The following is a 26,262-nucleotide window of genomic DNA, read 5'->3' on the forward strand; positions in this document are numbered from 1 at the left end:
CCAGGAGCGAACACGGCCCGTCGACGGACTGTCCGGCCCGCTCCGGTGGTTACTGTCGAGGTCGGTGGGCCCGACCGACGCCAGACCGATCACCTCAGCGAAGAAAGCAGGGACACAGGTGACCCAGCACCTCACCGACCCGGCCGGGGCGGTCATGCGCACCGCCGGCGGGTCGATGTCGCTCAACGACTCGGTCTACGAGCGCCTCCTCCGGGAGCGCATCGTGGTCCTGGGCCAGGAAGTCAACGACACCATCGCCAACCAGATCTCGGCCCAGCTGCTGCTGCTCTCGGCCGAGGACCCGAAGAGCGACATCACGCTCTACATCAACTCGCCGGGTGGCTCCGTGTCCGCCGGCATGGCGATCTACGACACCATGGAGTGGATCGAGCCGGACGTGTCCACGGTCGCCATGGGTCTCGCCGCCTCGATGGGGCAGTTCCTGCTCTCGGCGGGGGCCCGCGGCAAGCGCCTCGCGCTGCCGCACGCGCAGATCATGATGCACCAGCCCTCCGGCGGCCTCGGCGGCACGGAATCGGACATCACGATCCGCGCGGAGTCGATGCGCAAGCTCAAGCGCCAGCTCGCCGAGCTGATCGCCGAGCACACCGGCCAGACGTTCGAGCGGATCACCGAGGACTCGGACCGCGACCGCTGGTTCGACCCCTACGAGGCCCTCGAGTACGGCTTCATCGACCACGTCGTGACGCGCGCGAGCGAGCAGCGCGGCAGCAACGGCGACGGGTCCGGTTCCTGAGACAGGAGACAGAGCAGATGAGTGAGCTCCACGTGCCCGGCGGCACGGCTCCGGCGTCGCCGGACGCGCGCTACATCCTTCCCTCCTTCGTCGAGCGCACCAGCTACGGCGTCAAGGAGTCCAACCCCTACAACAAGCTCTTCGAGGAAAGGATCATCTTCCTCGGGGTGCAGATCGACGACGCGTCGGCGAACGACGTGATGGCGCAGCTGCTGTTCCTGGAGTCGAACGACCCGGACCGCGACATCACGATGTACATCAACTCGCCCGGCGGCTCGTTCACGGCGCTCATGGCGATCTACGACACGATGCAGTACGTGCGCCCGGACATCGCCACGGTGTGCCTCGGCCAGGCCGCGTCGGCCGCCGCGGTGATCCTCGCCGCCGGCGCGCCCGGCAAGCGTCTCGCCGTGCCGAACGCCCGCGTGATGATCCACCAGCCTGCCACCGAGGGCTTCTACGGCCAGGCCTCCGATCTGGAGATCCAGGCCAACGAGATCTCGCGCATGCGCCGCCTCATGGAGGAGACGCTCGCCGCGCACACCAACCGCAGTGCCGAGCAGATCCGCGCGGACGTGGAGCGCGACAAGATCCTGACCGCGCCGGAGGCCAAGGAGTACGGCCTCATCGACGACGTGGTCGCGAGCCGGAAGCTCTCGGCCTCGCGCTGACACCCTCGCCGCCTCACTCCCCGGCACCCTCCGGGGAGGGGGCGGGGTGGACGTCGTCGCACCCGGGCGCAGCGGGCCGACCGCCCGTCGCGGGAGCGACGACGGGCGCGTGGACGGTACGGCGTCCCGGGCCCGCGACCTGCACGATCCACTGCACGATCGACTGGGCGCGAACCTCCCCGGACGACGGGGTGGGCAGGTACGGTCAACCACGAACGAGCGCACCGACCAGGGTGCGCCGGAGGGGACACGAGGTCTGCTGCGATGGCACGCATCGGTGACGGCGGGGACCTGCTGAAGTGCTCCTTCTGCGGGAAGAGCCAGAAGCAGGTCAAGAAGCTCATCGCCGGTCCCGGGGTGTACATCTGCGATGAGTGCATCGACCTGTGCAACGAGATCATCGAGGAGGAGCTCGCCGAGGCCGGTGAGGTCAAGCTCGACGAGCTGCCGAAGCCGACCGAGATCCACGAGTTCCTCGATCAGTACGTGATCGGCCAGGACGACACCAAGAAGACGCTCTCGGTGGCGGTCTACAACCACTACAAGCGGGTGCAGGCGGGCGAGAAGAACCGCGAGGGCAGCCGCAACGAGGACGTCGTCGAGCTGGCGAAATCCAACATCCTCATGCTCGGGCCCACCGGCTGCGGCAAGACCTACCTCGCCCAGACGCTCGCGAAGCTGCTGAACGTCCCGTTCGCCATCGCCGACGCCACGGCGCTCACCGAGGCCGGGTACGTCGGCGAGGACGTCGAGAACATCCTCCTCAAGCTGATCCAGGCCGCGGACTACGACGTCAAGCGCGCCGAGACCGGCATCATCTACATCGACGAGGTCGACAAGATCGCGCGGAAGTCGGAGAACCCCTCCATCACGCGCGACGTCTCCGGCGAGGGCGTGCAGCAGGCTCTCCTGAAGATCCTCGAGGGCACCACGGCGTCGGTGCCGCCCCAGGGCGGGCGCAAGCACCCGCACCAGGAGTTCATCCAGATCGACACGACGAACGTGCTGTTCATCGTGGCGGGGGCGTTCGCCGGGCTCGAGAAGATCATCGCCGAGCGCGTCGGCCGCGGCGGTCTCGGCTTCGGCGCGGACATCCGGTCGAAGGCCGAGATGGAGTCGGCGGAGTCGTTCGGCGACACGCTGCCCGAGGACCTCATCAAGTTCGGCCTCATCCCCGAGTTCATCGGCCGCGTGCCGATCGTCGCCTCGGTGTCGAACCTCGACCAGCCGAGCCTCGTGCAGATCCTCACCGAGCCGCGCAACGCGCTGGTCAAGCAGTACCAGAAGCTCTTCGAGATGGACGGCGTCGAGCTCGAGTTCGCCCCCGAGGCGCTCGAGGCCATCGCCGACCTCGCGATCCTGCGCGGCACCGGCGCCCGCGGTCTGCGCGCGATCATGGAAGAGGTCCTCAACCCGGTCATGTACGACATCCCGGGTCGCGACGACGTCGCCAAGGTCGTCGTCACCGAGCAGACGGTGAAGGACAACGTCAACCCGACGATCGTCCCGCGCCAGCCCTCGCGCCGGGAGCGTCGGGACAAGTCCGCCTGACGGGCGACGGGACGGAGCCGGAGCTCGATCCTTTCGTACGGTGTCGGCCCGGCGGGCTGTCAGCCCGCCCGGCGCGCCCCGGAACCGACCGGCTCGTCCCGCGCGTGGCGGCCGAGGAACCCGACCACCTCGGGCATCACCTTCGCGTAGTAGATGCCGTCGTGGCGTCCCGGGCTGATCGCCCCCACCTCCGGGCGCGCGAGCCCGATGTAGCGGCGCGTGGCGTCGACGAACGGGTCGCGGTCGCCGCACCAGACGCCGGCGGGCACGGGCGTGATCTCCGGGAAGAAGCGCAGGGGGTCGTTGGCCTCCCAGTCCGACCGCCCGGCGAACGGACGCCGCGAGGCCACTCGCCAGTCGGTGAACAGCCCTGGGCTGATCGCGGCCACGGCACGGAGCGGGCGGCGCAGCCGCATCCGCGCCCGGGTGTAGGTGAACGCGCCCGCGCCGCCCATGGACACGCCGGCCACCATCGCCGGCTCGCCCGGCAGGTCCCCGGCCGCGGGCGTCGTGGCGAGGCCGCGCTCCCGCAGCCAGACCGGGAGCTCCTCGAGCAGCATGCGCAGCGGGTCGTCGGTCGCGGTGTAGGGGTGCCAGTAGTTGTCCCCGCCGTCGACGCCGACGACGGCGAACGGCGGCACCCCGCCGTTCCAGGCGTCGCCGAGGATCCCGCGGTTGCCGGCCTCTCCCCACCACCGCGCGTTCCCGCGCAGGCCGTGCAGTGCCACGCACACCGGCAGGCGGCTCCGCTCGGCCGCCGGCGGCAGCACGGTGACGAGACGCACCCGGCGCCCGCGCGCGACGGAGGTGACCCACTCGGTGGCGCTGACCGCGTCGGTGGGCGCGCCGCGGCGGGGCGGATCGGGAATGCGCTGCGGCGGCGGCGCCGGGCTGTCCTGGCCGACGAGCAGTCCGCCCACCCCCACGGCCCCGACGACCCCGAGAGCACCGGCAGAGCCCAGGATGAACTGGCGGCGGGTCGGTCGGGCCGGCACGGCGATGTCCTCCCTGGCTCGGACGCGTACGGGGATGCGAACGTCACCGTACGGGCCGCGACCGGCGCTCCCCGGCCGCGTCCACACGGGGGGCGTCGCGGGCGCCTCGGGCGGCGTTACGTGCCGTCCGCACCGACCAGGGGAGCATCCACGGTGACGATCCGCTGCGCCCCCGCGTAGACGTTCATCGAGCGGCCCCGCAGGAACCCCACCAGCGTCATCCCGGTCTCGCGGGCCGTCTCGACCGCGAGCGACGAGGGCGCGGACACGGCGGCGAGCACCGGCACCCCGGCCATCACGGCCTTCTGGGTCAGCTCGAACGACGCGCGCCCCGACACCACGAGGACCGTGCCCGTGGCCGGGACGCCGCCCTCGAGCAACGCGTGGCCGAGGACCTTGTCGACGGCGTTGTGCCGTCCCACGTCCTCGCGGGCGACCAGGAGCGTCCCGTCGGCCCGGAAGAGGCCCGCGGCGTGCAGCCCGCCGGTGCTGTCGAAGACGGCCTGGGCCTCGCGCAGCGCGTCGGGCAGGCCGGACAGGAGCTCGGGGGTCAGGGTGACCGGGTCGTCGCCCGGCGCGAAGCGCGTCCTCGTGCGCACGGCGTCGAGCGACGCCTTCCCGCACACCCCGCACGACGACGTCGTGTAGAAGCGCCGCTCCACCGAGTCGTCCGGGGGCGCCACACCGGGGGCGAGGGCGACGTCGAGCACGTTGTAGGTGTTGCGGCCGTGCTCGTCGACCGAGTCGCAGTAGCGCGCCGTCGAGACGTCCTCGCGGTCGCCGATGACGCCCTCGGTGAGCAGGAAACCGTGCGCGAGCTCGACGTCGTGGCCCGGCGTGCGCATCGTGACGGCGAGCGGACGCCCGCCGACCCGGATCTCCAGGGGTTCCTCGGCGGCGAGGGTGTCCGGGCGGCGCCGCGTCTCACCGTCGACGATGCGCAGCACCGGGCGCTTCACCGTCACGCGTCCCATGTGCGCCCTCCGTCGGGTCGTGAGTTCGCTGTGTGTGTTCGGAGTGTGACCCTTCGTCCGACCGGGTAGTCGGCCCTTCACGACAACGGGTCGGCGAAGGGAGCTCTTCCATGGCCGGCGGCTTCTTCGATCGTTCCGCCATCGTCGCACCACCGGGGTGGAGTCGCTGGCTCGTCCCGCCGGCTGCCCTGGCCGTCCACCTCGCGATCGGTCAGGCCTACGCCTGGAGCATCCTCAAGCAGGGCCTGATCGATGCCGAGGGGCTCTCGGGCACGGCGACTGCCCTACCGTTCCAGCTGGCCATCGTGATGCTCGGGCTGTCGGCAGCGACCTTCGGCACCCAGGTGGAGCGCCGTGGGCCGCGCTGGGCCATGTTCGTCTCCACCGTCTGTTTCTCGAGCGGTTTCCTCATCTCCGCGCTGGGAGTCGCGGTCGGCCAGTTCTGGTTGGTCGTCGTGGGATACGGGTTCGTCGGAGGCGTCGGGCTCGGCATCGGCTACATCTCGCCGGTCTCCACGTTGATCAAGTGGTTCGCCGACCGTCCCGGGATGGCCACCGGCATCGCGATCATGGGCTTCGGCGGTGGCGCGCTGGTCGCGCAGCCGCTGTCGAACGGGTTGCTCAGCGCCTTCGGGCGCACCTCGAGCGGCGTCGCCTCGACCTTCCTCGTCATGGGTATCGCCTACGCGATCTTCATGTCGCTCGGCTGGCTGCTGGTCAGGGTGCCGGCGGACGACTGGCGCCCGCCGAACGCTCCCTCGGCAGCCCAGGAGGGTGCCGCCGACCGTGGCCCCGCGGTGTCGGCCACCGGCGCCCTGAGGACTCCGCAGTTCTGGCTGCTCTGGGTGATTCTGTGCTTCAACGTCACCGCCGGCATCGGTCTGCTGGAGAAGGCGGAACCGCTCTACCGCGAGTACTTCGGACAGGCTACGGCCGCTCAGCAGCTCACCTCCGCCGTTGCGGCCTTCGTCGCGATCCTGTCGCTCGCGAACATGATCGGTCGCTTCGTCTGGTCCTCGACGTCGGACATCGTCGGGCGCAAGAACATCTACCGCCTCTACCTCGGAGTCGGTGCCCTGCTGTATGTCGCGATCCTGCTCCTCGGCAACTCGAACAAGGTCCTCTTCCTCATCGCGGCGCTGCTGATCCTGTCGTTCTACGGCGCGGGCTTCGCGACGATCCCTGCCTACCTCAAGGACCTCTTCGGGACCTATGAGGTGGGCGCCATCCACGGCCGGCTGCTCACCGCGTGGTCGGCGGCGGGCGTACTCGGGCCGCTGATCGTGAACTCGATCGTCGAGGCGCAGGGTCCCGAGGGCACCGGGCCCTCCCGCTACGTCGTCTCGTTCTCGATCATGACCGGCCTGCTCGTCATCGGGTTCGTCGCCAACGAGCTGGTTCGCCCCGTGGATCCGAAGCACTACGTGCCCGATGCGGCTCGAGAGCCGACCGCCTCGACCGAAGGAGCCTCCCGATGAGCCAGGACACGACCTCGGCCCGCACCGAGGACGGCTCCACGCCGAACCGCACGGTGCTCACGGTCTTCGCGTGGGTCTGGGTGGGGCTTCCGTTCCTCTACGGCGTCTACTCCCTGCTGCTCAAGGTGCCGGCGCTGTTCTGACGATCCCTCCCCGGAGACCGATCCCCAGGGTCGTTCCTCCCTCTGCCGTCCGACCCCCTCGGGCCCGGGTGACACTGGGGCGGTGAGCACCCTTCACGACTGGATCGACGAGGTCACCCGCGAGCTGGGCATCTCCGAGCTCGGTGAGCTGGTCGATCCCGAGGTCGTCTCGCCGCTCGTCCTCGACATGACCAAGGACGTCGCCCACGGCGTCGCCCGGCCCGCGGCCCCGATCAGCGCCTACCTGCTGGGTCTCGCCGTGGGACGGGCGGCGGGGTCGGGGCCGGGGGAGCCGGAGCTCGCGCAGGGGCTTGCCGATCGGCTGGCCGCGCGCGCTCGGGAGTACGGACGCGAAGCGGAGCGGAGCGGGATCGACTGAGCAGACGGCCGTAACATCGGAGGCGATGTCTGACGACCGGTGGGGCGCAGTCTCCCAGGGAGACGCAGCGCAGCGCAGCTCGACCCGATGGGGCGATCAGGACGCGTCCGGTGACGCCGACGCCGACGAGCTCGCCCAGCTCCTGGCGATGGCCGGGGGTGTCGACGACTCCGGCTCGGGCCCGGGCGGCGGCGCGCTCGCCGACGCGGTGAGCCAAGGGGTCACCACCGGGCCGACCGACGACCAGCCCGGCCGGGAGCCCGACGACGCCGAGGCGCTCGCCGCGCTGCGCGCCGTGGAGGCCGAGCTCGACGAGCGCTGGCCCGAGACCCGCATCGAGCCGTCGCTCGATCGCATCCGCGCGCTGGTCGAGGTGCTCGGCGACCCGCAGCGGTCGTACCCGGCGATCCACGTCGCCGGCACGAACGGCAAGAGCTCGGTCACGCGGATGGTCGACGCGCTGCTCACCCGCATCGGGCCGCGCACGGGGCGCTACACGAGCCCGCACCTGCAGCGGGCCACCGAGCGGATCGCCATCGACGGCGTCCCGATCAGCGCCCGCCGCTACGTCGAGGTCTATCAGGAGATCGCCCCCTTCCTCGGAATCGTCGACCGGGCCCAGGAGGCGCAGGGTGGGGGCCCGCGGCTCTCGAAGTTCGAGGTGCTCACCGGGATGGCGTTCGCGGCGTTCGCCGACGCGCCGGTCGACGTCGCCGTCCTCGAGGTCGGGCTGGGCGGGAGCTGGGACGCCACCAACGTCGCCGACGCCGCCGTCGCCGCGATCACTCCGATCGACATCGACCACGTGAACTACCTCGGCCCCGAGCTCGGCGGCATCGCGGCCGAGAAGGCCGGCGTGATCAAGGAGGGCGCGGTCGCCCTCATGGCCGAGCAGTCGCCCGAGGCGGCGAAGGTGCTCCTCGAGCGGGCGGTGGCGATGGACGCGGAGGTCGCCCGCTCCGGGATGGAGTTCGGAGTCCTCGGCCGCGAGGTCGCCGTCGGGGGCCAGCAGCTGCGGCTGCAGGGCCTCGGCGGCGAGTACGACGACATCTACCTGCCGCTGTTCGGCGAGCACCAGGCCAAGAACGCCGCACTGGCGCTCGCGACCGTGGAGGCGTTCTTCGGGGCGGGGGCGTCGCGCAAGCTCGACATCGCCGCCGTCCGCGACGCCTTCGCGTCGGTGCGCGTGCCGGGGCGCCTGGAGCGGCTGCGCTCGGCGCCGACCGTCGTCGTCGACGCCGCCCACAACCCCCACGGGGCCCGGGCGGCCGCCGCCGCGGTGCGCGAGGAGTTCTCGTTCCGGCGGCTGGTCGGGGTCGTCGCGGTGATGCGCGACAAGGACGCCGGGGGCATCCTCGCGGCCCTCGAGCCGGTACTCGACGAGGTCGTCGTCACCGCCGTCGCGTCGCCGCGAGCGATGGATGCCGACGAGCTCGGGAGCCTCGCGGTCGGGTACTTCGGCGCGGACCGGGTGGTCGTCGAGACCCGGATGGACGCGGCGCTGGAGACGGCGATCGGGCTGGCCGAGGAGACCGACGACCCCGACACCCCCGTGGCGGGCGCCGGCGTGCTCGTCGTCGGCTCGGTGGTCGCCGCGGGCGAGGCCCGCACGCTGCTGGGCAGGGAGCCGGCGTGACGGGAGACGGGGGACGGCAGAGCACGCCGGGAGGGGAGCGGAGCTCGACCATCCGGAGTGGTGCCCCCGACGGCGGCGCCGCCGCCAAGAAGGCGTTCCGTGGCCCGGCCAGCGCGTGCCTCTCGCTCGAGATCGTCATCGTGCCGCTCGGACTGCTGGTCATGGACAAGGTCGAGGGCGGCCTGACCCCGGCCAAGATCATCTTGGTGATCGTGCTGACCGTCGGCATGATCGTCGCGATCGCGACCTTCTCGCGGCCCTGGGGCCTGCCGCTGGCCCTGGGTCTGCAGGTGCTCATGCTGCTGGGATGGGTCGTCTCACCGTCCCTCGGCGTGCTGGGGCTGATCTTCTGCCTCGTCTGGGGGCTGATGCTCTGGATGCGTCACGAGGTGCTACGACGCCAGCGCCAGTTCGCGGAGCGCAGCGGAGCCGGACCCGCGTAGCTGTGGGCCGAGCAGCGCATCTGAGCGGGCTGGTTACCCTCGGTGCCGACAGCGGTCCACCGATGTGGTCCACGACTGAGGGGAACGGGAACGACGTGAACGAGCGCACCCTGGTGCTGGTCAAGCCCGACGGTGTCCAGCGCGGCCTGATCGGCGAGGTCGTCTCGCGCATCGAGCGCAAGGGTCTGCGCCTCGTGTCGCTGGAGCTGAAGACCGTCGACCGCGACCTCGCGTCGCAGCACTACGCCGAGCACGAGGGCAAGGGCTTCTACGAGGAGCTCATCTCGTTCATCACCTCGGCCCCGGTGGCCGCGATGGTCGTCGAGGGCCCGCGCGCCGTCGCCGCCTTCCGCCAGATCGCCGGCGGCACCGACCCCGTCGAGAAGGCCGTCCCCGGCTCGATCCGCGGCGACCTGGCCCTCGAGACGGGCTCGAACATCGTGCACGGCTCCGACTCGCCCGAGTCCGCCGAGCGCGAGATCAAGCTCTGGTTCGGCTGATCCCCCGCCGAGTGTGCGCGCATCATGATCGAGCGAGCTTGTCGACCATGATGGACGCACACTCGGCTCGCGATGGAGCCGCCGCGGCGGCTGCTGCGTCGAACCTTGTGTGGAAGACGGCAGACCCTTCCGGGGCTCGGACGCGGTCCGGGCGGGACGTCTCACCTGGGGTGTGCTGAGCGGTCCGCGCTTCCGGCGCGTCGGCTCGGACACCTACGTGGTGGCCGAGGCGCCCGACGACGCCCGGACGCGCGTCCTCGCGGGAGCGGTCCGTGGCGGGCCGTCGGCGGTGGTGACCGGGTGGTCGGCGTGCGTGCTCCTCGGGGTCGACGTCGTGCCACGACCCGCACCGCCGGTCGAGATCGCCGTCCACGGGCGCCAGCTGCGCCCCGAGGTCGGCCTCGTCGTCCGTCGGCAGTGCTTCGACGACGGCGACGTCATCGAGAAGGACGGCGTGCGTGTGACCTCCGGTCTGCGCACCGCGTTCGACCTCGCGACGAGGACCGGGCTCGTGGACGCCGTCGTCGCGGCTGATGGCCTCGGACGGTACGGAGGCTTCACCGGCCGGGACCTGGCGGCGATGGTCGACCGTCGCCCCGGTCGGCGGGGTGTCCGTCGGGTCCGGCGGGTGGCGGAGCTCATGGACCCGCGGTCCGAGTCGCCGATGGAGACCCGCACCCGTCTGGTCGTGGTCCAGGGCGGCCTGCCCGTCCCCGAGCTCCAGCACGAGGTGGTCGACGCGTACGGGGTGGTGGCCCGGCTCGACGCGTCGTGGCCGGAGTACCGGGTCGCCCTCGAGTACGACGGCCGGGACCACGCTCCCGACGACCAGCGGGGTCGCGACATCGACCGGCGCGAGGCGCTGCGCCATCTGGGGTGGGAGGTCATCGTCGTCACCGCGCGCCAGGTGTACCGCCGCCCGCAGTGGGTGGTGGCCCGGGTGCGGGAGGCGCTGCTCGCGCGGGGCTGGCGGCCCGGGACGCCGACTGTGCGCGCATCGTGATCGAAAGGCGTACCCGACCATGATGGACGCACACTCGGCGGGGCAGAGGCCGGCGCGAGGCTCTCGTTACGCTGGGTCCGTGGTCGAGTCCGTCTTCGAACGCCTGGAGCCGTTGCTGCCCCGGGTCCGCAAGCCCGTCCAGTACGTCGGCGGCGAGCGCAACGCGGGGACCAAGCCGTGGGACTCGGTGCCGGTCCACTGGGCGCTCTGCTACCCCGACGCGTACGAGGTGGGCCTGCCCAACCAGGGCCTGATGATCCTCTATGAGGTCCTCAACGAGCGCCCCGACGCGCTCGCCGAGCGCACCTACGCCGTGTGGCCGGACCTCGCCGAGCTCATGCGCCAGCACGACGTCCCGCAGTTCACCGTCGACGGTCACCGCCCGGTCGGCGCGTTCGACGTGCTCGGCGTCAGCTTCGCCACCGAGCTCGGCTACACGAACCTGCTCTCGATCCTCGACCTCGGAGGAGTCCCGCTACACAGCGCGGACCGGACGACCGAGCACCCCCTCGTCCTCGCCGGCGGCCACGCCGCGTTCAACCCGGAGCCCATCGCCGACTTCGTCGACATCGTCGCCCTGGGTGACGGCGAGGAGGTCGTCGGGGACATCACCGACGCCGTCAAGGCGGCCAAGGCGGAGGGGCTGACGCGGCGGGAGACCCTCGAGCGCCTCGCCGCCGTCCCCGGCGTCTACGTCCCGGGGCTCTACGAGGTCTCCTACGGCGACGACGGCGCCATCGCGGCGGTCACGCCGGCCAGCCACGTGGCGCCCGCGCGCGTGCACAAGCGCACCACCAGCGACCTCGACGACTGGCCGTACCCGAAGGCGCCGCTGGTGCCGATGGCCGAGACCGTCCACGAGCGGATGAGCGTCGAGATCTTCCGCGGCTGCACCCGCGGCTGCCGCTTCTGCCAGGCCGGCATGATCACCCGGCCGGTCCGGGAGCGCTCGCCGCAGGGCGTGGGCGAGATGGTCGAGCAGGGCCTGAAGAACTCCGGCTACCACGAGGTCGGGCTGCTCTCGCTCTCGAGCGCCGACCACTCCGGCATCGGGGAGATCGCGACCTCGCTCGCCGACCGCTACGAGGGCACCGGCACCGGCCTGAGCCTGCCGAGCACCCGCGTCGACGCGTTCAACGTGACGTTGGCCGAGGAACTGACCCGCAGCGGCCGCCGGTCCGGGCTCACGTTCGCCCCCGAGGGCGGGTCGGAGCGTCTGCGCAAGGTCATCAACAAGATGGTCTCCGAGGAGGAGCTCATCGCGACCGTCGCCACCGCGTACGAGCACGGGTGGCGGCAGGTCAAGCTCTACTTCATGTGCGGTCTGCCCACCGAGACCGACGAGGACGTCCTGCAGATCGCGTCGATGGCCCACGACGTCATCCGCGCCGGGCGGAAGTCCGCAGGCCGCGGCGACGTGCGCGCGACGGTGTCGATCGGCGCGTTCGTCCCCAAGCCCCACACCCCGTTCCAGTGGGCCGCGCAGACCGCGCCGGACGTCGTCGACACCCGGCTACGCAAGCTGCGTGAGGCCATCAACAGCGACCGCTCGCTCGGCCGCAACATCGGGCTGCGCTACCACGACGGGCAGCCCAGCCTCGTCGAAGGCCTGCTCAGCCGGGGGGACCGCCGCGTCGGCCGGGTGATCGAGCAGGCCTGGCGCGACGGTCAGCAGTTCGACGGCTGGAGCGAGCACTTCTCGTTCGAACGATGGGTGACGGCCGCCGAGACGGCGCTGGACGGCGTCGACCTCGACTGGTTCACCACCCGTGAGCGCGACCAGCATGAGATCCTGCCGTGGGACCACCTCGACTCCGGGCTCGACCGCGGCTGGCTGTGGGACGACTGGCAGGACGCGCTCGCCGCGGAGGAGCAGGACGACTGCCGCTGGACGCCGTGCTTCGACTGCGGCGTGTGCCCGACGATGGGGACCGAGATCCAGATCGGCCCGTCTCCAGTGATACAGCCCGGGCGGCCGTCCCTGCCGATCACGCCGGTCGAGCACCGCACGTCGACCCCGGTGCGCAACCCCGCGCTCGCCGCCGACCGCGGGGCGTGACGGCCGGTGACGACCCCGTCCGAGCGTCCGTGAGCACGGGCGAGCCGGAGGTTCGTGTCCGCCGGGCGGGCACCACGGACGGTGACGCCGTCGCCGCGCTGCGCCGGGCCTGGGTCGAACAGCGGGGCCGGGCCGCGCCCGGCGCCGACCCGCACTTCGAGCACGGGTTCGCGACGTGGTGGCGGGCCGAGCTCTCCCACCACGCCGTGTGGGTGGCGGAGGCCCGGGGTGACGCCGGGTGGCAGGCCGTCGGGTCGCTCGACGTCGCCGAGGTGGCCGCCATGCCCGCGCCCGGACGCCCGGGGGAGCGCTGGGGCTACGTCGGCAGCCTCGTCGCGCTCGGTGCCGCGCCGCGCGGCGTCCCCCGCAAGCTCCTGGGGGCCGCGGTGACCCACGCGCGCGAGCGCGGCCTGGTCCGGCTGGTGCTGCGGCCCTCGCCGGCCGGGGCGGCCTTCTACCGCGCGGCGGGCTTCAGCCCGGCGGGCGACGAGATGATGGTGCTGTCGACCGGTGGAGGAGGTGGCTGATGGCGGGGGAGACGGAGCAGAAGGGGGAGCACGCCGACAGGGAAGCTCGACCGGCTCGAAAGGGCGCGAAGCCCGGCGAGGCGCCGCACCCCTCGGCGCCGACGGTGGCCAAGTTGCGGATGCAGTTCGCCAAGCGTGGGCGCGCGCGGTTCAGCTCGCACCGCGACGTCGCGCGGACGATGGAGTGGACGCTGCGTCGCGCCGGGGTGCCGGTGTCGTTGTCGCACGGGTTCAGCCCGCATCCGCGGCTCTCTTGGATCGGCGCCGCCCCGACGGGCGCGGCCAGCGAGGCCGAGTACGTCGAGATCGGGGTCACCGAGCACCTCGACCCCACCGTCGTCGCGCGCGAGGTCGACGCGGTCCTGCCCGACGGGATCGCGGTCGTCGAGGTGGTGCTCGCCGGTCCCGGGGCGCTCGCCGACCGGATCGACGCGAGCCGTTGGGAGATCGAGACGCCCGGCGTGCCCGACGAGGCGCTCGCCGAGGCCGTCGCGGCCTTCCTCGCCGCGCCGGAGGTGTCGGTGGAGCGCCTCACCAAGAACGGTCCCCGGCCGCTGGACGTGCGATCCGCCGTCGCCGAGCTGGGCAGCGGGCTCACCCGAAAGGGCGAAGCGATGAACGCGGACCGGGAGGACCGTGCACGAGCGGCGACGTGTGGGAGACTGACGGCGGTCGTACGGCACACCACGCCGGCCGCACGACCCGACGACGTGTGCAGTGCCCTTCGCGCCGTCGCCGGCCTTGAGTTCCCGGAGCCCGTCAGGGCCACCCGGTGGGCCCAGGGTCGGCTCGACGAGCGCGGGGAGCTGATCGACCCGCTCGCGGCGGACCGCGCGGCCACCCCCGCGTAGCCCACCGCACGGGATCCGTTCGGCATCGGTGCTCGTACGTCGCCGCACCGCACGGCCCGACGGCCACCCGATCCGCCGGTCGTGCCGCAGTCGGCGACCGTCCCCGACGGCCGCCCAGGCGAGACCACGCGAAGGTCCCCGTGTGGCCGCGACCCCAGGGTCGCGCCCGGGGGCGAAGGAGATGGATGACCGACACCGACACCCCTTCAGGCGGTAGCACCGCCGAGGGGAGTTCCGTCGCACCCGGACGCCCCGACGACGCGGCCCTCGCCGCGCTCCCGGACAAGGTCAGGGTGCACGCGCTCGCCCGCGTCGTGGGCACGTCGAGCCGCGAGCTGCTGGCCGTGCTCGCCCGGCTGGGCATCGGAGCGCGCAGCGCGCAGTCCAGCGTCGACCGCGGCGTCGTGAGCCAGGTGGTCGAGGACCTGTTCCCGGCCCCGGGCGCGGCCGAGCCCGTCGCCGAGGCGACGACGAGCTCGTCGGACGCGCTCGCTCTCGACACCACGGGCGACGTCGACGTCCGCGTCGCTCCCGACACCGGCGGCGACACCACCGACGTCACCGGTGGCACCACCGACGTCACCGGTGACGCCACGACGCGCTCGGCGGCGCCCGGCGTGTCCTCGGCGTCGACTCCCGACTTCGCGGCACCGATGTTCCTCGCGCCCGAGTCCACGGGCTCCGACCAGGCCGTCCCGACGCGAACCCGCCGGCGCCGCGGCAGCCGCTCCACCGGCGTCGTCACTCCGGGCGAGGCCTCGGAGACCGAGACCTCCGGCGAGCCGACCCCGGCCGCCGAGGAGGCGAGCCCGGAGCAGACGGCCCCGCACGCCGACACCTCCTCGGAATCCGACGCGGCGACCGGCGACAGCCCCGACAGCCCCGACAGCCCCGACGGGTCCGACGACGACGAGGACGGCGGCCGCCGGCGTCGCCGTCGGGGGCGCCGCGGTCGCGGCCGTGGCCGTGGGGGCAGCGACGACGCCGAACCGGACTCCTCCGAGGACTCCGACTCCGATTCGGGCGACCAGTCGGGCGAGTCGGGCGAGTCGGGCGAGTCGGGCGATGACGAGACCGAGAGCTCCGAGGGCGACGAGGGCAACGAGGACGGGTCCTCGGGTGGCTCGCGGCGTCGGCGCCGGCGTCGGCGCCGCTCCTCGGACGGCGAGGGGTCGACGGCCTCCTCGGACGGTGACGGCGACGACCCACCGGACACCGTCACGCACGTCCGCGACCGGGTCGAGCGCCCCGAGGGCGGCCGCTCGTCGAACGACGAGGTCAAGGGCGTCAAGGGCTCCACGCGCCTGGAAGCCAAGCGCCAGCGCCGCCGCGACGGGCGCGAGTCCGGGCGCCGCCGCCCCGCGATCCTCTCCGAGTCGGAGTTCCTCGCCCGACGCGAGGCCGTCGAACGCACCATGGTCGTGCGCCAGCAGGCCGGCCGCAGCCAGATCGGGGTGCTCGAGGACGGCGTCCTCGTCGAGCACTTCGTGGCCGGTGACGGCCAGAACTCGATGGTCGGCAACGTCTACCTCGGCCGGGTGCAGAACGTGCTCCCGTCGATGGAGGCCGCGTTCGTCGACATCGGCCGCGGGCGCAACGCCGTCCTCTACGCCGGCGAGGTCAACTGGGACGCCTCGGGCCTCGAGGGCAAGCAGCGCAAGATCGAGCAGGCGCTGGCGACCGGCGACCAGGTGCTCGTCCAGGTGACGAAGGACCCGGTCGGCCACAAGGGCGCGCGCCTGACCACGCAGATCAGCCTGCCCGGCCGCTTCCTGGTGTTCGTGCCCGCGGGCGGGGCCACCGGGATCAGCCGCAAACTGCCCGACATCGAGCGCAAACGGCTCAAGGAGATCCTCAAGCGGATCGTCCCCGACGAGTCGGGCGTCATCATCCGCACGGCCGCCGAGGGCGTCAGCGAGGAGGATCTCGAGCGCGACGTCCGCCGGCTCACCGCCCAGTGGGAGGTCATCGAGTCCTCGGCCGCCGGCGCGAAGGGCTCCAAGGGCCCGACGCTGGTCTACGAGGAGCCCGACCTCCTCATCCGCGTCGTCCGCGACATGTTCAACGAGGACTTCTCGTCGCTCGTCGTCTCGGGCGAGAGGGCGTGGGAGACCCTGGAGGACTACGTCGCGCACGTCGCCCCCGAGCTCGCCGGACGCCTGTCACGCCACATCGGCCCAGAGGACGTGTTCGCCGCGTACCGCATCGACGAGCAGTTGATCAAGGCGCTCGACCGCAAGGTCTGGCTGCCCTCGGGCGGCACGCTGGTGATCGACCGGACCGAGGCGATGACGGTCGTCGACGTCAACACCGGCAAGTTCACCGGCTCCGGCGGCAACCTCGAGGAGACGGTCACCCGCAACAACCTCGAGGCCGCCGAGGAGATCGTCCGCCAGCTCCGGCTGCGCGACATCGGCGGCATGATCGTCATCGACTTCATCGACATGGTCCTCGAGTCCAACCGCGACCTCGTGCTCCGGCGCCTCACCGAGTGCCTCGGCCGCGACCGCACCCGCCACCAGGTCTCCGAGGTCACGTCTCTCGGTCTGGTGCAGATGACCCGCAAGCGCGTCGGGCAGGGCCTGCTCGACGAGTTCTCGACGACGTGCGAGCACTGCCGCGGCCGCGGGGTCATCGTCTCCACCGAGCCGGTGACGGGTCACGAGCACGGGTCGTCGAACGGGAACGGGTCGAAGGACTCCAAGGACTCCAAGGACTCCAAGGACGCGAAGGAGTCGAAGGACGCCAAGGAGGGCGGCTCGGGCCGTCGCGGCCGGCGCGGCCGCCGGGCGGAGCGGTCCGACGGTGCCTCGCCCGCGACCGTCGCCGCCGCCAGCGGTCTCGTGCCAGGTGGCGCCGAGGACGTCGAGGACGCCGAGGACGTCGAGGACGCGGAGACTCCGGACACGGTCCCGGCCGAGACCGTCATCGAGGCGGACGAGGCCGAGGTCGAGCTCGAGGCGGGCCTCGCCGTGGCGAGCGGCGCGGAGCAGGACGGCGCCGAGAGCAGCGAGGAGACCGCCGACGAGGCCGTCGAGGAAGCGATCCACGAGGCCGTGCAGGCGGAGGTCGCCCTCGAGGCGGACCTCGCCGAGCACGTCCCGGGCAGCAACGGCACCGGCCCGGACACGGGGACGGACGCCGCCACCGACACGGTCGCCGACACTGCGACCACGCCGCGCATCACCGGCGCGATCGGGGCCGCGAACGGCAACGGTCACGGTCGTGACGAGGCGCTCGTGACGCCGGCGGGGACCTCGTCCGACGCGTCCCACGAAGCCGCCGAGACCCCCGAGCCGGCCGCGGCGCCGACCGGCACCGGTACCGCTCGCCGGGGGCGCCGTCGCGCGGCCTCGCGCCCGGCGGGACCGCCCACCGACTGATCGTCCGGAGCTTCCGCGGTGCGGGTCGGCCCCCGGGGTCGGACCCGCACCACGGGGGCGGGTACCCTAGGAGTTCGGTGCCCGCCGGGTCGTCACCCGCGGCGCCAGCGCGCCGGGCCCCACCCGCACGGGCCGCGCCGGAGCCGGAAAGCCACGCAGACAGGAGTCCCGCGGAAGATGTACGCGATCGTGAAGACCGGCGGCAAGCAGTACAAGGTCGCGGTCGGCGACGTCATCGACGTGGAGCTCCTCGACGGTGACACGGTCGACCTGCAGCCCGTGCTCATCGTCGACGGCAGCACCGTGCTCAGCACGGCCTCCGACCTCGAGAAGGTCTCCATCACCGGCAACATCGTCGGTGAGAACAAGGGCCCGAAGATCAAGATCCTGAAGTACAAGAACAAGACCGGGTACAAGCGGCGCGTCGGCCACCGCCAGCGCTACAGCCGCCTCGAGGTCACGAACATCTCGAAGTAAGGGGAGCAGCCATGGCTCACAAGAAGGGTGCATCCAGCTCCCGCAACGGTCGCGACTCCAACGCCCAGCGGCTCGGCGTCAAGCGCTTCGGCGGCCAGGTGGTCAAGGCCGGCGAGATCCTCGTCCGCCAGCGCGGCACCAAGTTCCACCCGGGCACCGGTGTCGGCCGCGGCGGTGACGACACGCTGTTCGCTCTCGTTCCCGGCGCGGTGACGTTCGGGTCGAAGCGCGGGCGCAAGAACGTCAACGTCATCCCGGCGGAGGAGACCGCCTCCGCCTGATCGGTCCACACGCAGCGCAGCGGAGCTGCGGCGCCGAAGGCCGATGACAGCAGCAGTACCGTCAGGGGTGGGTCCGGACTCGGACCCACCCCTTTCGTTCGTCTCCGCCCGCGATCGAGCGCGTGGCGTTGCGGACACTGGATGACAGCGACGCCACGTCGCTGACACGACACACCGGGAAGGACACGCCGAGGAGATGGCCCGCTTCGTCGACCACGTGACGCTGCACGTCACGGCGGGCAGCGGCGGCCACGGGTGCGCGTCGATCCGCCGGGAGAAGTTCGTGCCGCTCGGCGGCCCGGACGGTGGCAACGGCGGGCGCGGCGGAGACGTCGTGCTGGTCGTCGACCCCGGCGTGCACACGCTGCTCGACTTCCACCACCGGCCGCACGCCACGGCGGGCCACGGCCGCCCGGGCATGGGCAGCTTCCGCAACGGCGCCAACGCCGAGGACATCGAGCTCGCCGTGCCCGAGGGTACCGTCGTGCTCGACACCGACGGCGAGGTGCTCGGCGACCTCACCGGGCTCGGCACGCGGTTCGTCGCCGTGCGCGGCGGGCGGGGCGGCCTCGGCAACGCCGCGCTCGCGGGCCCCTCGCGCAAGGCCCCGGGGTTCGCGCTGCTCGGCGAGCCGGGGGAGTCGCGCGATCTCGTGCTCGAGCTGCGCTCGATGGCCGACGTCGGGCTCGTCGGCTACCCGAGCGCCGGCAAGTCCTCGCTGGTCAGCGCCATGAGTGCCGCCAAGCCGAAGGTCGCCGACTACCCGTTCACGACCCTGGCGCCCAACCTCGGCGTCGTCTCGGCCGGTGCGAGCACCTTCACCGTCGCCGACGTCCCGGGCCTCATCCCGGGCGCGAGCAGCGGCAAGGGCCTGGGCCTCGACTTCCTCCGGCACATCGAGCGCTGCTCGGTGCTCGTGCACGTCGTCGACTGCGCGACGTTCGAGGCCGACCGCGACCCGGTCTCCGACATCCGCGCTCTCGAGCACGAGCTCGCCGCCTACACCCCCGCGCTCGGCACCGACCTCGCCGCGCGGCCCCGGATCGTCGCCCTCAACAAGATCGACGTCCCGGACGCCGCCGACCTCGCGGAGATGGTCCGCGACGACGTGGCCGCGTTCGGCTGGCCGGTCGTCGAGATCTCCACGGCGAGCCACGCCGGGTTGGACAAGCTCGCCTACGCGATGGCCGCCGCCGTCGACGACGCTCGTGCCGCCGCGGCGCCCTCGGCCGCGCCGCGGGTCGTGCTGCGTCCCACCGCGGTCGACGACACCGGGTTCCGCGTCGAGCCCGATCCCGAGGAGGGCTGGCGGGTCCTCGGCGAGAAGCCCGAGCGCTGGGTGCGCCAGACCGACTTCGCCAACGACGAGGCCGTCGGCTACCTCGCCGACCGGCTCGCCCGCCTCGGCGTCGAGGAGGCCCTCGCCGAGGCCGGCGCGGTGCCCGGCGACATGGTCACGATCGGCGTCTACACGTTCGACTGGGAGCCCTCGACCCCGGCCGGCGTCGCGGCGATGCGCGGCAATCGCGGTACCGACCCCCGCCTCGAGGGCGCCGAGCGGGTCGACCGCCCGTCGGCCACCGACCGCCGCGCCGCCCGCGACGAGCGCCGCCGCCGCCGCAGCGACGACGAGCTCGGCATCACGCCGTGGCACGAGGACTACGAGGACGACCCTCGGTGAGCGCCCGCGAGGCCGTGGCCGGTGCGCGCCGGCTCGTCGTCAAGGTCGGCTCGACGTCACTGACCAGTGTCGACGGTGGGCTGGACGTCACGCGCCTCGACGCGCTGGTCGACGCCGTGGCCGCCCGCGCCGTCGCCACCCAGGTGGTGCTCGTGTCGTCGGGCGCCATCGCGGCTGGCCTGCGCCCCCTCGGGCTCCCACGCCGGCCCCGCGACCTCGCGACGCAGCAGGCCGCGGCCGGCGTCGGGCAGCTGCACCTCACCCACGCCTACGCCGAGGCGTTCGCCCGCCACGGCCGCACGGTCGGCCAGGTGCTGCTGACCTCCCACGACGTCGTGCGCCGCCAGCCCTACCGCAACGCCCAGCGGACCTTCGAGCGCCTGCTCGGTCTCGGCGTCGTCCCGGTGGTGAACGAGAACGACACCGTGGCCACCGACGAGATCCGCTTCGGCGACAACGACCGGCTCGCCGCGCTCGTCGCGCACGTCATCTCCGCCGACGCGCTCGTGCTGCTCTCGGACGTCGACGGCGTGTACGACGCCGACCCGCGCTCGCCGGGAGCGAGCCTCGTCCGCGAGGTCACCGGCGGCGCCGACCTCGCCGGCGTCCGCGTCGGCAAGGCGTCCTCGCTGGGCACCGGCGGTATGGCCTCCAAGCTCGCGGCCGCGGACCTCGCCAGCGGAGCCGGGGTGCCGGTGCTCGTGGCCGCCGCCGCCGAGGCGTCCACCGCCCTCGACGGCGCCGAGGTGGGCACGGTCTTCGCGCCCCACGGGCCCCGGCTCTCGGCGCGCCGGTTCTGGCTGCGCCACATGGCCGGTACGCGCGGGCGCCTGCACCTCGACGCCGGCGCGGTCCGGGCCGTCGTGGGCGGGCGCCGCTCCCTGCTCGCCGCCGGGATCGTCGGTTCGGACGGCGACTTCGAGGCCGGCGACGTCGTCGACCTCGTCGACCCGCGCGGCGAGGTGGTCGCGCGCGGCGTCGTGGCGTTCGACGCCGAGGAGCTCCCCGAGATCTCCGGGCGCTCCAGCGACGACCTCCCGGCGGACCTGCGCCGGGAAGTGGTGCACGCCGACGACCTCGTCCCGGTCCTCGCGAGCGTCCCCGACCCGAGCACCGCCGAGGCCGGCTCGCCCGGCTGACGGCTGCGGGCCAGAACAGCTCGGTCATCGTGGCGACGTCGGCCTCTCGCACCGCCTGCTCGTAGCGCTCGAAGGCCGCGGCCACCGCGGCGACGACCTCGGGACGGTCCAGGACGGTCTCCGGGGTGGGGCTCCCCTCACGCGCGGACCGGGCCCTCGGGTGACGCCGGGACGTCGCCGGGGGTGCGAGGTGCGGGAACGTCCCCGGTGGTGCCCTCGGTCGTGGCTTCGGGCTCGTCCGGCTCGTCCGGCTCGTCCGGCTCGTCGGCCACGAGCCCGGCGCGGCGCCGCTCGACGAGGCCGAAGGCGACGAGGACGACGGCGGCGAAGGCGTAGCCGAGAGCGCGGTCACGACGGCGACGCGCTCGAGGGCGTCGCGCAGGTCGAACAGCTCCTGGATGTCGCGCGACGACAGCTCGACGACCCGCACCCCCGCCGCGGCAGGTGCTCGACGAGCCCCTGCTGCGCCAGCAGGCGCAACGCCTCGCGCACCGGCGCGCGGCTCACCCCGAACCGCCGGGTCAGCTGCTCCTCGACCAGACGCTCACCCGGTACCAGCGCACCCCGCACGATGTCGGCTCGGATGCGCGTCAGGGCCAGCTCCACCAGGCTCGGTGGACCGAGCTCGTCCTCGGGGACGAGCGGGACCTTGAGCGGTCACGGCGGGCCTCCCTGGGATCGTGCACGGTCGTCTCAGCCTGTCAGACGCGGCGCGTGACCAGGGGACGGCCGCTCCCCGGGCGGGCCGGACGGGCGGTCGGGGCGGGCCGCCGGGTGCGGGCATAATGCGGGCGTGCAGGGCCAGACGACCACCGTGACCGCGACCACCGCCGCCCCCGTCACCACCGACCCCGCGGAGATCGTCACCGATTGCGGCCGCCGTGCCGCCGCGGCGGCCCCGCGGATGGCGGCCGCGAACGACGTCGAGGTCGCCGACGCCCTGCGCCGGATGGCGCGTCTGCTCACCGAGGCCGCGGACACGGTGCTCGCCGCGAACGTCGCCGACGTCGCGGCGGCCGAGAGCACCGGGACCACGCCGGCGCTCGTCGACCGGCTGCGCCTCGACCAGACGCGCCTCGACGCGATGGCCGAGACGCTGCGCGAGCTCGCCGACGTGCCCACACCCGAGATCGACACCGTGCTCGAGGAGCGCCCCGACGGCCTGCGGCTGATCGAGCGCAGGCGCCCGGTCGGGGTGATCGGCGCGAACTTCGAGGCGCGGCCCAACGTGGTCGTTGACGTGGCGTCGCAGCTGGTGAAGTCGCGCAACGCGGGGGTGCTGCGCACCGGGGGCGCCGCGCTCGCGTCGGCCACCGCACTCATGGAAGCCGTCGTCGCGCCCGCGCTGGCCGGCGCGGGCCTCGACCCGGACGCGGTCGTGCTCATCGCCGATCCGCGGCGCGAGTGCGCCGTCGAGCTCGTCCGCCGCCCGGCGCTCGTCCCGCTGGTGATCCTGCGCGGGTCCGGCGACACCACGCGGTCGCTCGGTCTCGAGGCCGCCCAGCACGGCGTGCGCACCCTCGCCCACGCCGACGGCGGCGGGGTCCTCTACGTCGACCGCGCCGCGCCGCCCGACCTCACGCGCATCATGGTCACGTCGTCGATCGACCGGCTCGGCGTCTGCAACCGGCTCAACCTCCTGCTCGTCGAGCGCCACCGCTGGGACGAGGTCGTCCCCGGGCTGGTCGAGCTCCTCTCCGAGCACGGGCTGCGCGCCTCGCTGCCCCCGCACGACCACGCCCTCGGGCACGAGTGGGCGCTCGACGACGGGAACGAGGCGACCGTGACCGTCGCCCCCGCCGACGGGCCCGCCGACGCGGCGGCGATCGCCAACCGCGAGACCTCGGGCCTCGCCGCCGCGATCGTCACCGCGGACGAGGCGGCGGCCCGGGCGTTCCTCGACACCTACGCGGGTACCGGTGTGTTCTGGAACGCGACGACCCGGCTCCTCGACGGCGTCAAGTTGCGCCGCGTGCCGGAGACCGGGATCAATGTCGACCACGTCCCCGGCCCGCGGGGCCCGGTGGTGTTCACCGACCTGTGCCTGCGTCAGTACGTGGTGGTGCCGGCGTCGACGGCGATCGGTGCCTCCGGCATGTGAGCACCCCAGCCACCGGCGTCGGGGGAGTCTCAGAGGAGATCGCGGGTGGCACGCCCGTTCTCGAGGGCCTCCGCGGACAGGGCGCGTGCTCGCGCGGTCGGCTCCCGGGCGCTGGTGCGGTCGTCGACGGCCGGCGTGCCGTACTCGCGCCGGTGATCGAGGTTGCGGGCGACGCGCAGCAGCTCGCGCAGGTTCTCGGTGACGGCGGCGGCGTCCTCGGCGTCCTCGGCGTCCTCGGGCGTCCTCGGGCGTCCTCGGCGGTGGTGTTCTCCGGGTCCTTCGAGACGGCGGACTAGACGATGCCGGCGAGATGGCGCGGCGCGTCGAGCTCGGGGCCGTTGTCCTGGTTCCGCAGCTCCGTGCGGACCGTCGTCTCCTGCAGGTCCTTGCGGTCGCGCACCAACTCGGGGTCGAACGCGCGGTAGCCGCCGGGCGTGACGACCAGGTGCGGCAACCGCGTGCGTCGGTCCTTGTCGCGGCTCGTGCGCTCCTTGAAGCGCACCCGTGCTGAGCAGGGAACTCAGGTGGCCGGCCGACCCTCGGACTCGGCGATCGCCTTGATCTTCTGCAGTGTCGCGCGCATGTTCGCGCGGTTGGTCCGCCCCCGGGCCCACCCGGCGAGCGCCCAGTAGAGGCGCGTTCCGACGCTCGGCGTGAGGTGGAAGGACTCGGTGACGTCCGTGCCGGTGCCGGCCGGCTCGAACCGGTAGTGCCAGTTGTTGATCGACCGGCCGCCGACGACGACCTCGAAGCCGAACTCCCGGCCCGGCTCGCACGCGGTGATCCGACAGGTCGACCAGTACGTCGGGCCCCGGCCGTTGCGGTGCACGTGCCCGCGGAAGCGGGTCCCGACCGCCGGCCCCTCGGCGCCGTCGAGCCATTCGGCCTCGAAGGTCTCCTCGCTGTAGCGATGCGTCTGCGTCACGTCGGCGACGAGCGCCCACACCGCTTCCGGCGACGCCTCGACGTGCTCGGTCACCTGGTCCTGCACCACGGGCCTCCACCGGTCGGGGGCGTCAGCGTCCCAGGACCACGCCGCGGTCGCGCACCTGGTCCCACACCTCGTAGGGCAGGTCCACCCAGGCGAAGACGTCCTCGACGGCGGTGAACCGGCCCGCCGCGGCCCGGCCGGTGACGATCATCTCGGCGTGGGCGGGCGCGATCCCGAGGGTCCGGGCGATGACGGGTCCGGGCGCGGTGTTGAGGTCGACGAGGCCGCCGTCGTCGTAGGTCCGCGTCAGGTCGGGACGTCCGATGCGGAGCTCTCGGGCGAGCAGCGGGTCCTGCGCGGCCAGGCGGCGGGCCTCCGCGCGGCGCTCGCGGGCGGCGAGGGCCGCGGCGATCGCCGGGTCCGGCGGCGGGCGGTCCCACCCGGTGGGCTTCGGCGCGGGGCGGTCGAAGACCCGGGGCCGGATGAGGATGAGCAGGACGAGGCCGCCGAACAGGCTCGTGAGGATGGTGGCCGACGAGAGGTCCGACGCGAGACCGTACGACTGCCCGTCCGGCGTGCGGTCGGAGACCCGGACCAGCACGAACGTGGTCACGGTGAGCACGACCGAGGCGATCGAGAGCGCGACGTAGGGAGCGCGGCGTGTGCGCACGGCGGCGTGCGCCAGCGGCACGGGCAGCAGCAGGCCCATGCTGAGCACGTGCACGAAGAACCACCAGCCGCCCCGCGTGAACCAGTTCCCCCGGCGCGGCGGCACCTCGGTCACGACTTCGGGACCTGGTCGCGCAGGACGCGCTTGAGCAGCTTGCCCGATTGGTTGCGGGGCAGCTCGCCGACGAAGTGGATGTTCTTCGGTGTCTTGAAGCCCGCGAGCCGGCCGCGCACGTGGGTGATCAGCTCGTCCTCCGAGACCTCGGTCTTCTGGACGACGAACGCCGTGACCGCCTCGATCCAGCGCTCGTCCGGCGTCCCGATGACGGCCACCTCGGCCACGGCCTCGTGGGTGTACAGCGCGTCCTCCACCTCGCGGGACGCGACGAGCACGCCGCCGGTGTTGATCACGTCCTTGATGCGGTCGACGACGGTGATGTAGCCCTGCTCGTCGATGCGCACGAGGTCGCCGGAGTGGAACCAGCCGTCGCGGAAGGCCTCGGCGGTCTCCTCGGGCTTGTCCCAGTAGCCCTCGCAGAGCTGCGGCGAGCGGTAGACCACCTCGCCGGTGTCGCCCGGCGCGACGTCGCGGCCCTCGTCGTCGATCACCCGCAGCTCGACGAAGAGCACCGGGCGCCCGCAGGAGTCGGGGCGCTCGTCGTGCTCCTCGGGCTGCAGCACCGTAGCGAGAGGTCCGATCTCGGACTGGCCGAAGCAGTTGTAGACCCCGAGCGCCGGCAGCGCCGCGCGCAGCCGGTTCAGGACCGGCACCGGCATGATCGACGCGCCGTAGAACGCCTTGCGCAGGCTGGTGAGGTCGCGGGTGCCGAAGTCGTCGTGGTTGACCAGCGGCACCCAGACCGTCGGGGCCAGGAAGATCGCGCCGATGCCGTCGGCCTCGACCCGGCGCAGGATCTCGGGGATGTCCGGCGCCTCCATGAGGTGGTTGGTCGCACCGACCATGAGGTAGGGCATGAGGAACAGCTGCATGCCCGCCGAGTGGTACAGCGGCATCGCGTGCAGCGGGCGGTCGTTCTCCGACATCGCCAGCGAGTGCACGCCGGAGACGTACTCGTGCACCAGGCCGCGGTGGGTCATCATCGCGCCCTTGGGGCGCGACGTGGTGCCCGAGGTGTAGAGGAGCTGGACGAGGTCGGTGTCGGCGACCGTGGCCGTCAGCTCCGGGATGTCGCCGGTGCGGGCCCGGTCGAGCAGCGAGCCGGGGGCGTCGCGCAGCGGCACCACCTGCTGGGGCTGCTCCGGGAGCGCGTCGACGGGCCCGGCGAGCGCCGGGTCGATCAGCAGCAGGCGGCTGCCCGACTGCTCGATCAGGTACCCGAGCTCCTCGCCGGTGAGCGCGTAGTTGATCGGCACGTGGATCGCGCCGAGTCTCGAGGCGCCCAGGAAGGCGAGCAGGTACGCATCGGAGTTCGTGCCGTAGGTGGCGACGCGGTCCCCCGCGCCCACGCCGAGCTCGGCGAGGAACCCGGCCGCGCGGGTGACGGCGTCGTCCAGCTCCCGGTAGGTCCAGCGGCGGTCCGCGAAGAGCAGCGCCACGCGGTCCGGGGTGCGGCGGGCGCTGCGGGAGAGCACCCCGTCGACGGTGCTCGAGCGGGTGTCCACCGGTGCGTCT

Annotated in this window: 27 protein-coding genes and 1 pseudogene; 20 read left to right on the forward strand and 8 right to left on the reverse strand. The window is 73.0% G+C overall.

Translation table 11 applies throughout. The features are described 5' to 3' along the window. Positions 1-154: 154 nt before the first annotated feature. The 3 genes from AC2A1K_RS25605 to clpX all read left to right on the forward strand — a co-directional run bounded on the left by AC2A1K_RS25605 (position 155) and on the right by clpX (position 2,979). Positions 155-757, forward strand: a complete 603-nt coding sequence (locus AC2A1K_RS25605) for an ATP-dependent Clp protease proteolytic subunit (protein WP_483899194.1) — start codon at positions 155-157, stop codon at positions 755-757. Between the two features lie 17 nt (positions 758-774). Continuing rightward, positions 775-1,428: an ATP-dependent Clp protease proteolytic subunit gene (locus AC2A1K_RS25610; protein ID WP_483899159.1), complete on the forward strand. Its 654-nt coding sequence runs from the start codon at positions 775-777 to the stop codon at positions 1,426-1,428. A gap of 264 nt (positions 1,429-1,692) precedes the next feature. Then, positions 1,693-2,979, forward strand: a complete 1,287-nt coding sequence (gene clpX, locus AC2A1K_RS25615; protein ID WP_274284169.1) for an ATP-dependent Clp protease ATP-binding subunit ClpX — start codon at positions 1,693-1,695, stop codon at positions 2,977-2,979. 59 nt (positions 2,980-3,038) lie between these two features. Here clpX and AC2A1K_RS25620 read toward each other — a convergent pair whose 3' ends face one another. Further along, positions 3,039-3,974, reverse strand: a complete 936-nt coding sequence (locus AC2A1K_RS25620) for an alpha/beta hydrolase (RefSeq protein ID WP_483899160.1) — start codon at positions 3,972-3,974, stop codon at positions 3,039-3,041. A gap of 116 nt (positions 3,975-4,090) precedes the next feature. Beyond that, positions 4,091-4,948: a formate dehydrogenase accessory sulfurtransferase FdhD gene (gene fdhD, locus AC2A1K_RS25625; protein WP_483899161.1), complete on the reverse strand. Its 858-nt coding sequence runs from the start codon at positions 4,946-4,948 to the stop codon at positions 4,091-4,093. Positions 4,949-5,058: 110 nt separating this feature from the next. On the opposite strand from fdhD, the gene AC2A1K_RS25630 reads away from it, so the two are divergent. The 15 genes from AC2A1K_RS25630 to proB all read left to right on the forward strand — a co-directional run bounded on the left by AC2A1K_RS25630 (position 5,059) and on the right by proB (position 20,928). Next, a complete protein-coding gene (locus AC2A1K_RS25630) occupies positions 5,059-6,426 on the forward strand; it encodes an OFA family MFS transporter (RefSeq protein WP_483899162.1) in 1,368 nt (455 codons plus the stop codon). Then, positions 6,423-6,569, forward strand: a complete 147-nt coding sequence (locus AC2A1K_RS25635; protein WP_483899163.1) for an MFS transporter small subunit — start codon at positions 6,423-6,425, stop codon at positions 6,567-6,569. The genes AC2A1K_RS25630 and AC2A1K_RS25635 overlap by 4 nt, the downstream gene beginning before the upstream one ends. A gap of 82 nt (positions 6,570-6,651) precedes the next feature. Then, entirely contained in the window at positions 6,652-6,948 is a 297-nt protein-coding gene (locus AC2A1K_RS25640) for a DUF6457 domain-containing protein (RefSeq protein ID WP_483899164.1), read from the forward strand. Between the two features lie 148 nt (positions 6,949-7,096). Beyond that, positions 7,097-8,584, forward strand: coding sequence for a bifunctional tetrahydrofolate synthase/dihydrofolate synthase (gene folC, locus AC2A1K_RS25645; RefSeq protein ID WP_483899195.1), 1,488 nt, complete (start codon positions 7,097-7,099; stop codon positions 8,582-8,584). After that, positions 8,581-9,027: a DUF4233 domain-containing protein gene (locus AC2A1K_RS25650; RefSeq protein ID WP_483899165.1), complete on the forward strand. Its 447-nt coding sequence runs from the start codon at positions 8,581-8,583 to the stop codon at positions 9,025-9,027. The genes folC and AC2A1K_RS25650 overlap by 4 nt, the downstream gene beginning before the upstream one ends. A 95-nt stretch (positions 9,028-9,122) precedes the next feature. After that, entirely contained in the window at positions 9,123-9,527 is a 405-nt protein-coding gene (gene ndk / locus AC2A1K_RS25655; RefSeq protein ID WP_483899166.1) for a nucleoside-diphosphate kinase, read from the forward strand. A gap of 172 nt (positions 9,528-9,699) precedes the next feature. After that, positions 9,700-10,530, forward strand: coding sequence for an endonuclease domain-containing protein (locus AC2A1K_RS25660; protein WP_483899167.1), 831 nt, complete (start codon positions 9,700-9,702; stop codon positions 10,528-10,530). A gap of 22 nt (positions 10,531-10,552) precedes the next feature. Then, entirely contained in the window at positions 10,553-12,589 is a 2,037-nt protein-coding gene (locus AC2A1K_RS25665; RefSeq protein ID WP_483899196.1) for a TIGR03960 family B12-binding radical SAM protein, read from the forward strand. Between the two features lie 29 nt (positions 12,590-12,618). After that, the gene (locus AC2A1K_RS25670; protein ID WP_483899168.1) at positions 12,619-13,116 is read left to right on the forward strand and encodes an N-acetyltransferase family protein; all 498 of its coding nucleotides are present in this window, start codon (positions 12,619-12,621) and stop codon (positions 13,114-13,116) included. Further along, on the forward strand, positions 13,116-13,967 hold the full coding sequence (locus tag AC2A1K_RS25675; protein ID WP_483899169.1) for a TIGR03936 family radical SAM-associated protein: 852 nt from the start codon (positions 13,116-13,118) through the stop codon (positions 13,965-13,967). The genes AC2A1K_RS25670 and AC2A1K_RS25675 overlap by 1 nt, the downstream gene beginning before the upstream one ends. Positions 13,968-14,152: 185 nt before the next feature. Continuing rightward, positions 14,153-17,350 carry an Rne/Rng family ribonuclease gene (locus AC2A1K_RS25680; protein ID WP_483899170.1) on the forward strand — a complete coding sequence of 1,066 codons (3,198 nt, stop codon included), beginning with the start codon at positions 14,153-14,155 and terminating at the stop codon, positions 17,348-17,350. A 177-nt stretch (positions 17,351-17,527) separates the two neighbouring features. Then, on the forward strand, positions 17,528-17,827 hold the full coding sequence (gene rplU, locus AC2A1K_RS25685; RefSeq protein WP_483899171.1) for a 50S ribosomal protein L21: 300 nt from the start codon (positions 17,528-17,530) through the stop codon (positions 17,825-17,827). Between the two features lie 11 nt (positions 17,828-17,838). Beyond that, complete coding sequence (gene rpmA / locus AC2A1K_RS25690; protein WP_483899172.1) at positions 17,839-18,108, forward strand: 50S ribosomal protein L27; 270 nt, start codon at positions 17,839-17,841, stop codon at positions 18,106-18,108. Between the two features lie 196 nt (positions 18,109-18,304). Then, on the forward strand, positions 18,305-19,789 hold the full coding sequence (gene obgE / locus AC2A1K_RS25695) for a GTPase ObgE (protein WP_483899173.1): 1,485 nt from the start codon (positions 18,305-18,307) through the stop codon (positions 19,787-19,789). Beyond that, positions 19,786-20,928, forward strand: a complete 1,143-nt coding sequence (gene proB / locus AC2A1K_RS25700; protein ID WP_483899174.1) for a glutamate 5-kinase — start codon at positions 19,786-19,788, stop codon at positions 20,926-20,928. The genes obgE and proB overlap by 4 nt, the downstream gene beginning before the upstream one ends. Before the next feature lie 16 nt (positions 20,929-20,944). On the opposite strand, the pseudogene AC2A1K_RS25705 reads toward proB, so the two are convergent. Together AC2A1K_RS25705 and AC2A1K_RS25710 are read right to left on the reverse strand one after the other, a co-directional pair. Beyond that, positions 20,945-21,358 (reverse strand): annotated as a pseudogene (locus tag AC2A1K_RS25705) (hypothetical protein); the annotation flags it as partial. Then, a complete protein-coding gene (locus AC2A1K_RS25710; protein ID WP_483899175.1) occupies positions 21,277-21,534 on the reverse strand; it encodes a GntR family transcriptional regulator in 258 nt (85 codons plus the stop codon). The gene AC2A1K_RS25710 and the pseudogene AC2A1K_RS25705, both read right to left, overlap by 82 nt. 187 nt (positions 21,535-21,721) lie before the next feature. On the opposite strand from AC2A1K_RS25710, the gene AC2A1K_RS25715 reads away from it, so the two are divergent. Next, positions 21,722-23,029, forward strand: a complete 1,308-nt coding sequence (locus AC2A1K_RS25715; RefSeq protein ID WP_483899176.1) for an aldehyde dehydrogenase family protein — start codon at positions 21,722-21,724, stop codon at positions 23,027-23,029. 152 nt (positions 23,030-23,181) lie between these two features. Then, positions 23,182-23,325, forward strand: a complete 144-nt coding sequence (locus AC2A1K_RS25720; RefSeq protein WP_483899177.1) for a hypothetical protein — start codon at positions 23,182-23,184, stop codon at positions 23,323-23,325. Here the strand turns inward: AC2A1K_RS25720 and AC2A1K_RS25725 are convergent. The 4 genes from AC2A1K_RS25725 to AC2A1K_RS25740 are packed head-to-tail and all read right to left on the reverse strand — an operon-like array spanning position 23,322 to position 26,252. After that, positions 23,322-23,531 (reverse strand): hypothetical protein, encoded by a 210-nt coding sequence (locus AC2A1K_RS25725; protein ID WP_483899178.1) that lies wholly within the window; start codon positions 23,529-23,531, stop codon positions 23,322-23,324. The genes AC2A1K_RS25720 and AC2A1K_RS25725 overlap by 4 nt on opposite strands. An 18-nt stretch (positions 23,532-23,549) precedes the next feature. Continuing rightward, positions 23,550-24,020: an SRPBCC family protein gene (locus AC2A1K_RS25730; RefSeq protein ID WP_483899179.1), complete on the reverse strand. Its 471-nt coding sequence runs from the start codon at positions 24,018-24,020 to the stop codon at positions 23,550-23,552. Between the two features lie 25 nt (positions 24,021-24,045). Then, positions 24,046-24,744, reverse strand: coding sequence for a ComEA family DNA-binding protein (locus AC2A1K_RS25735; protein WP_483899180.1), 699 nt, complete (start codon positions 24,742-24,744; stop codon positions 24,046-24,048). Continuing rightward, positions 24,741-26,252: an acyl-CoA synthetase gene (locus tag AC2A1K_RS25740; RefSeq protein ID WP_483899181.1), complete on the reverse strand. Its 1,512-nt coding sequence runs from the start codon at positions 26,250-26,252 to the stop codon at positions 24,741-24,743. The genes AC2A1K_RS25735 and AC2A1K_RS25740 overlap by 4 nt, the downstream gene beginning before the upstream one ends. Positions 26,253-26,262 lie beyond the last annotated feature (10 nt).

The organism is Actinomycetospora sp. 2LY8.5, from assembly GCF_057180585.1.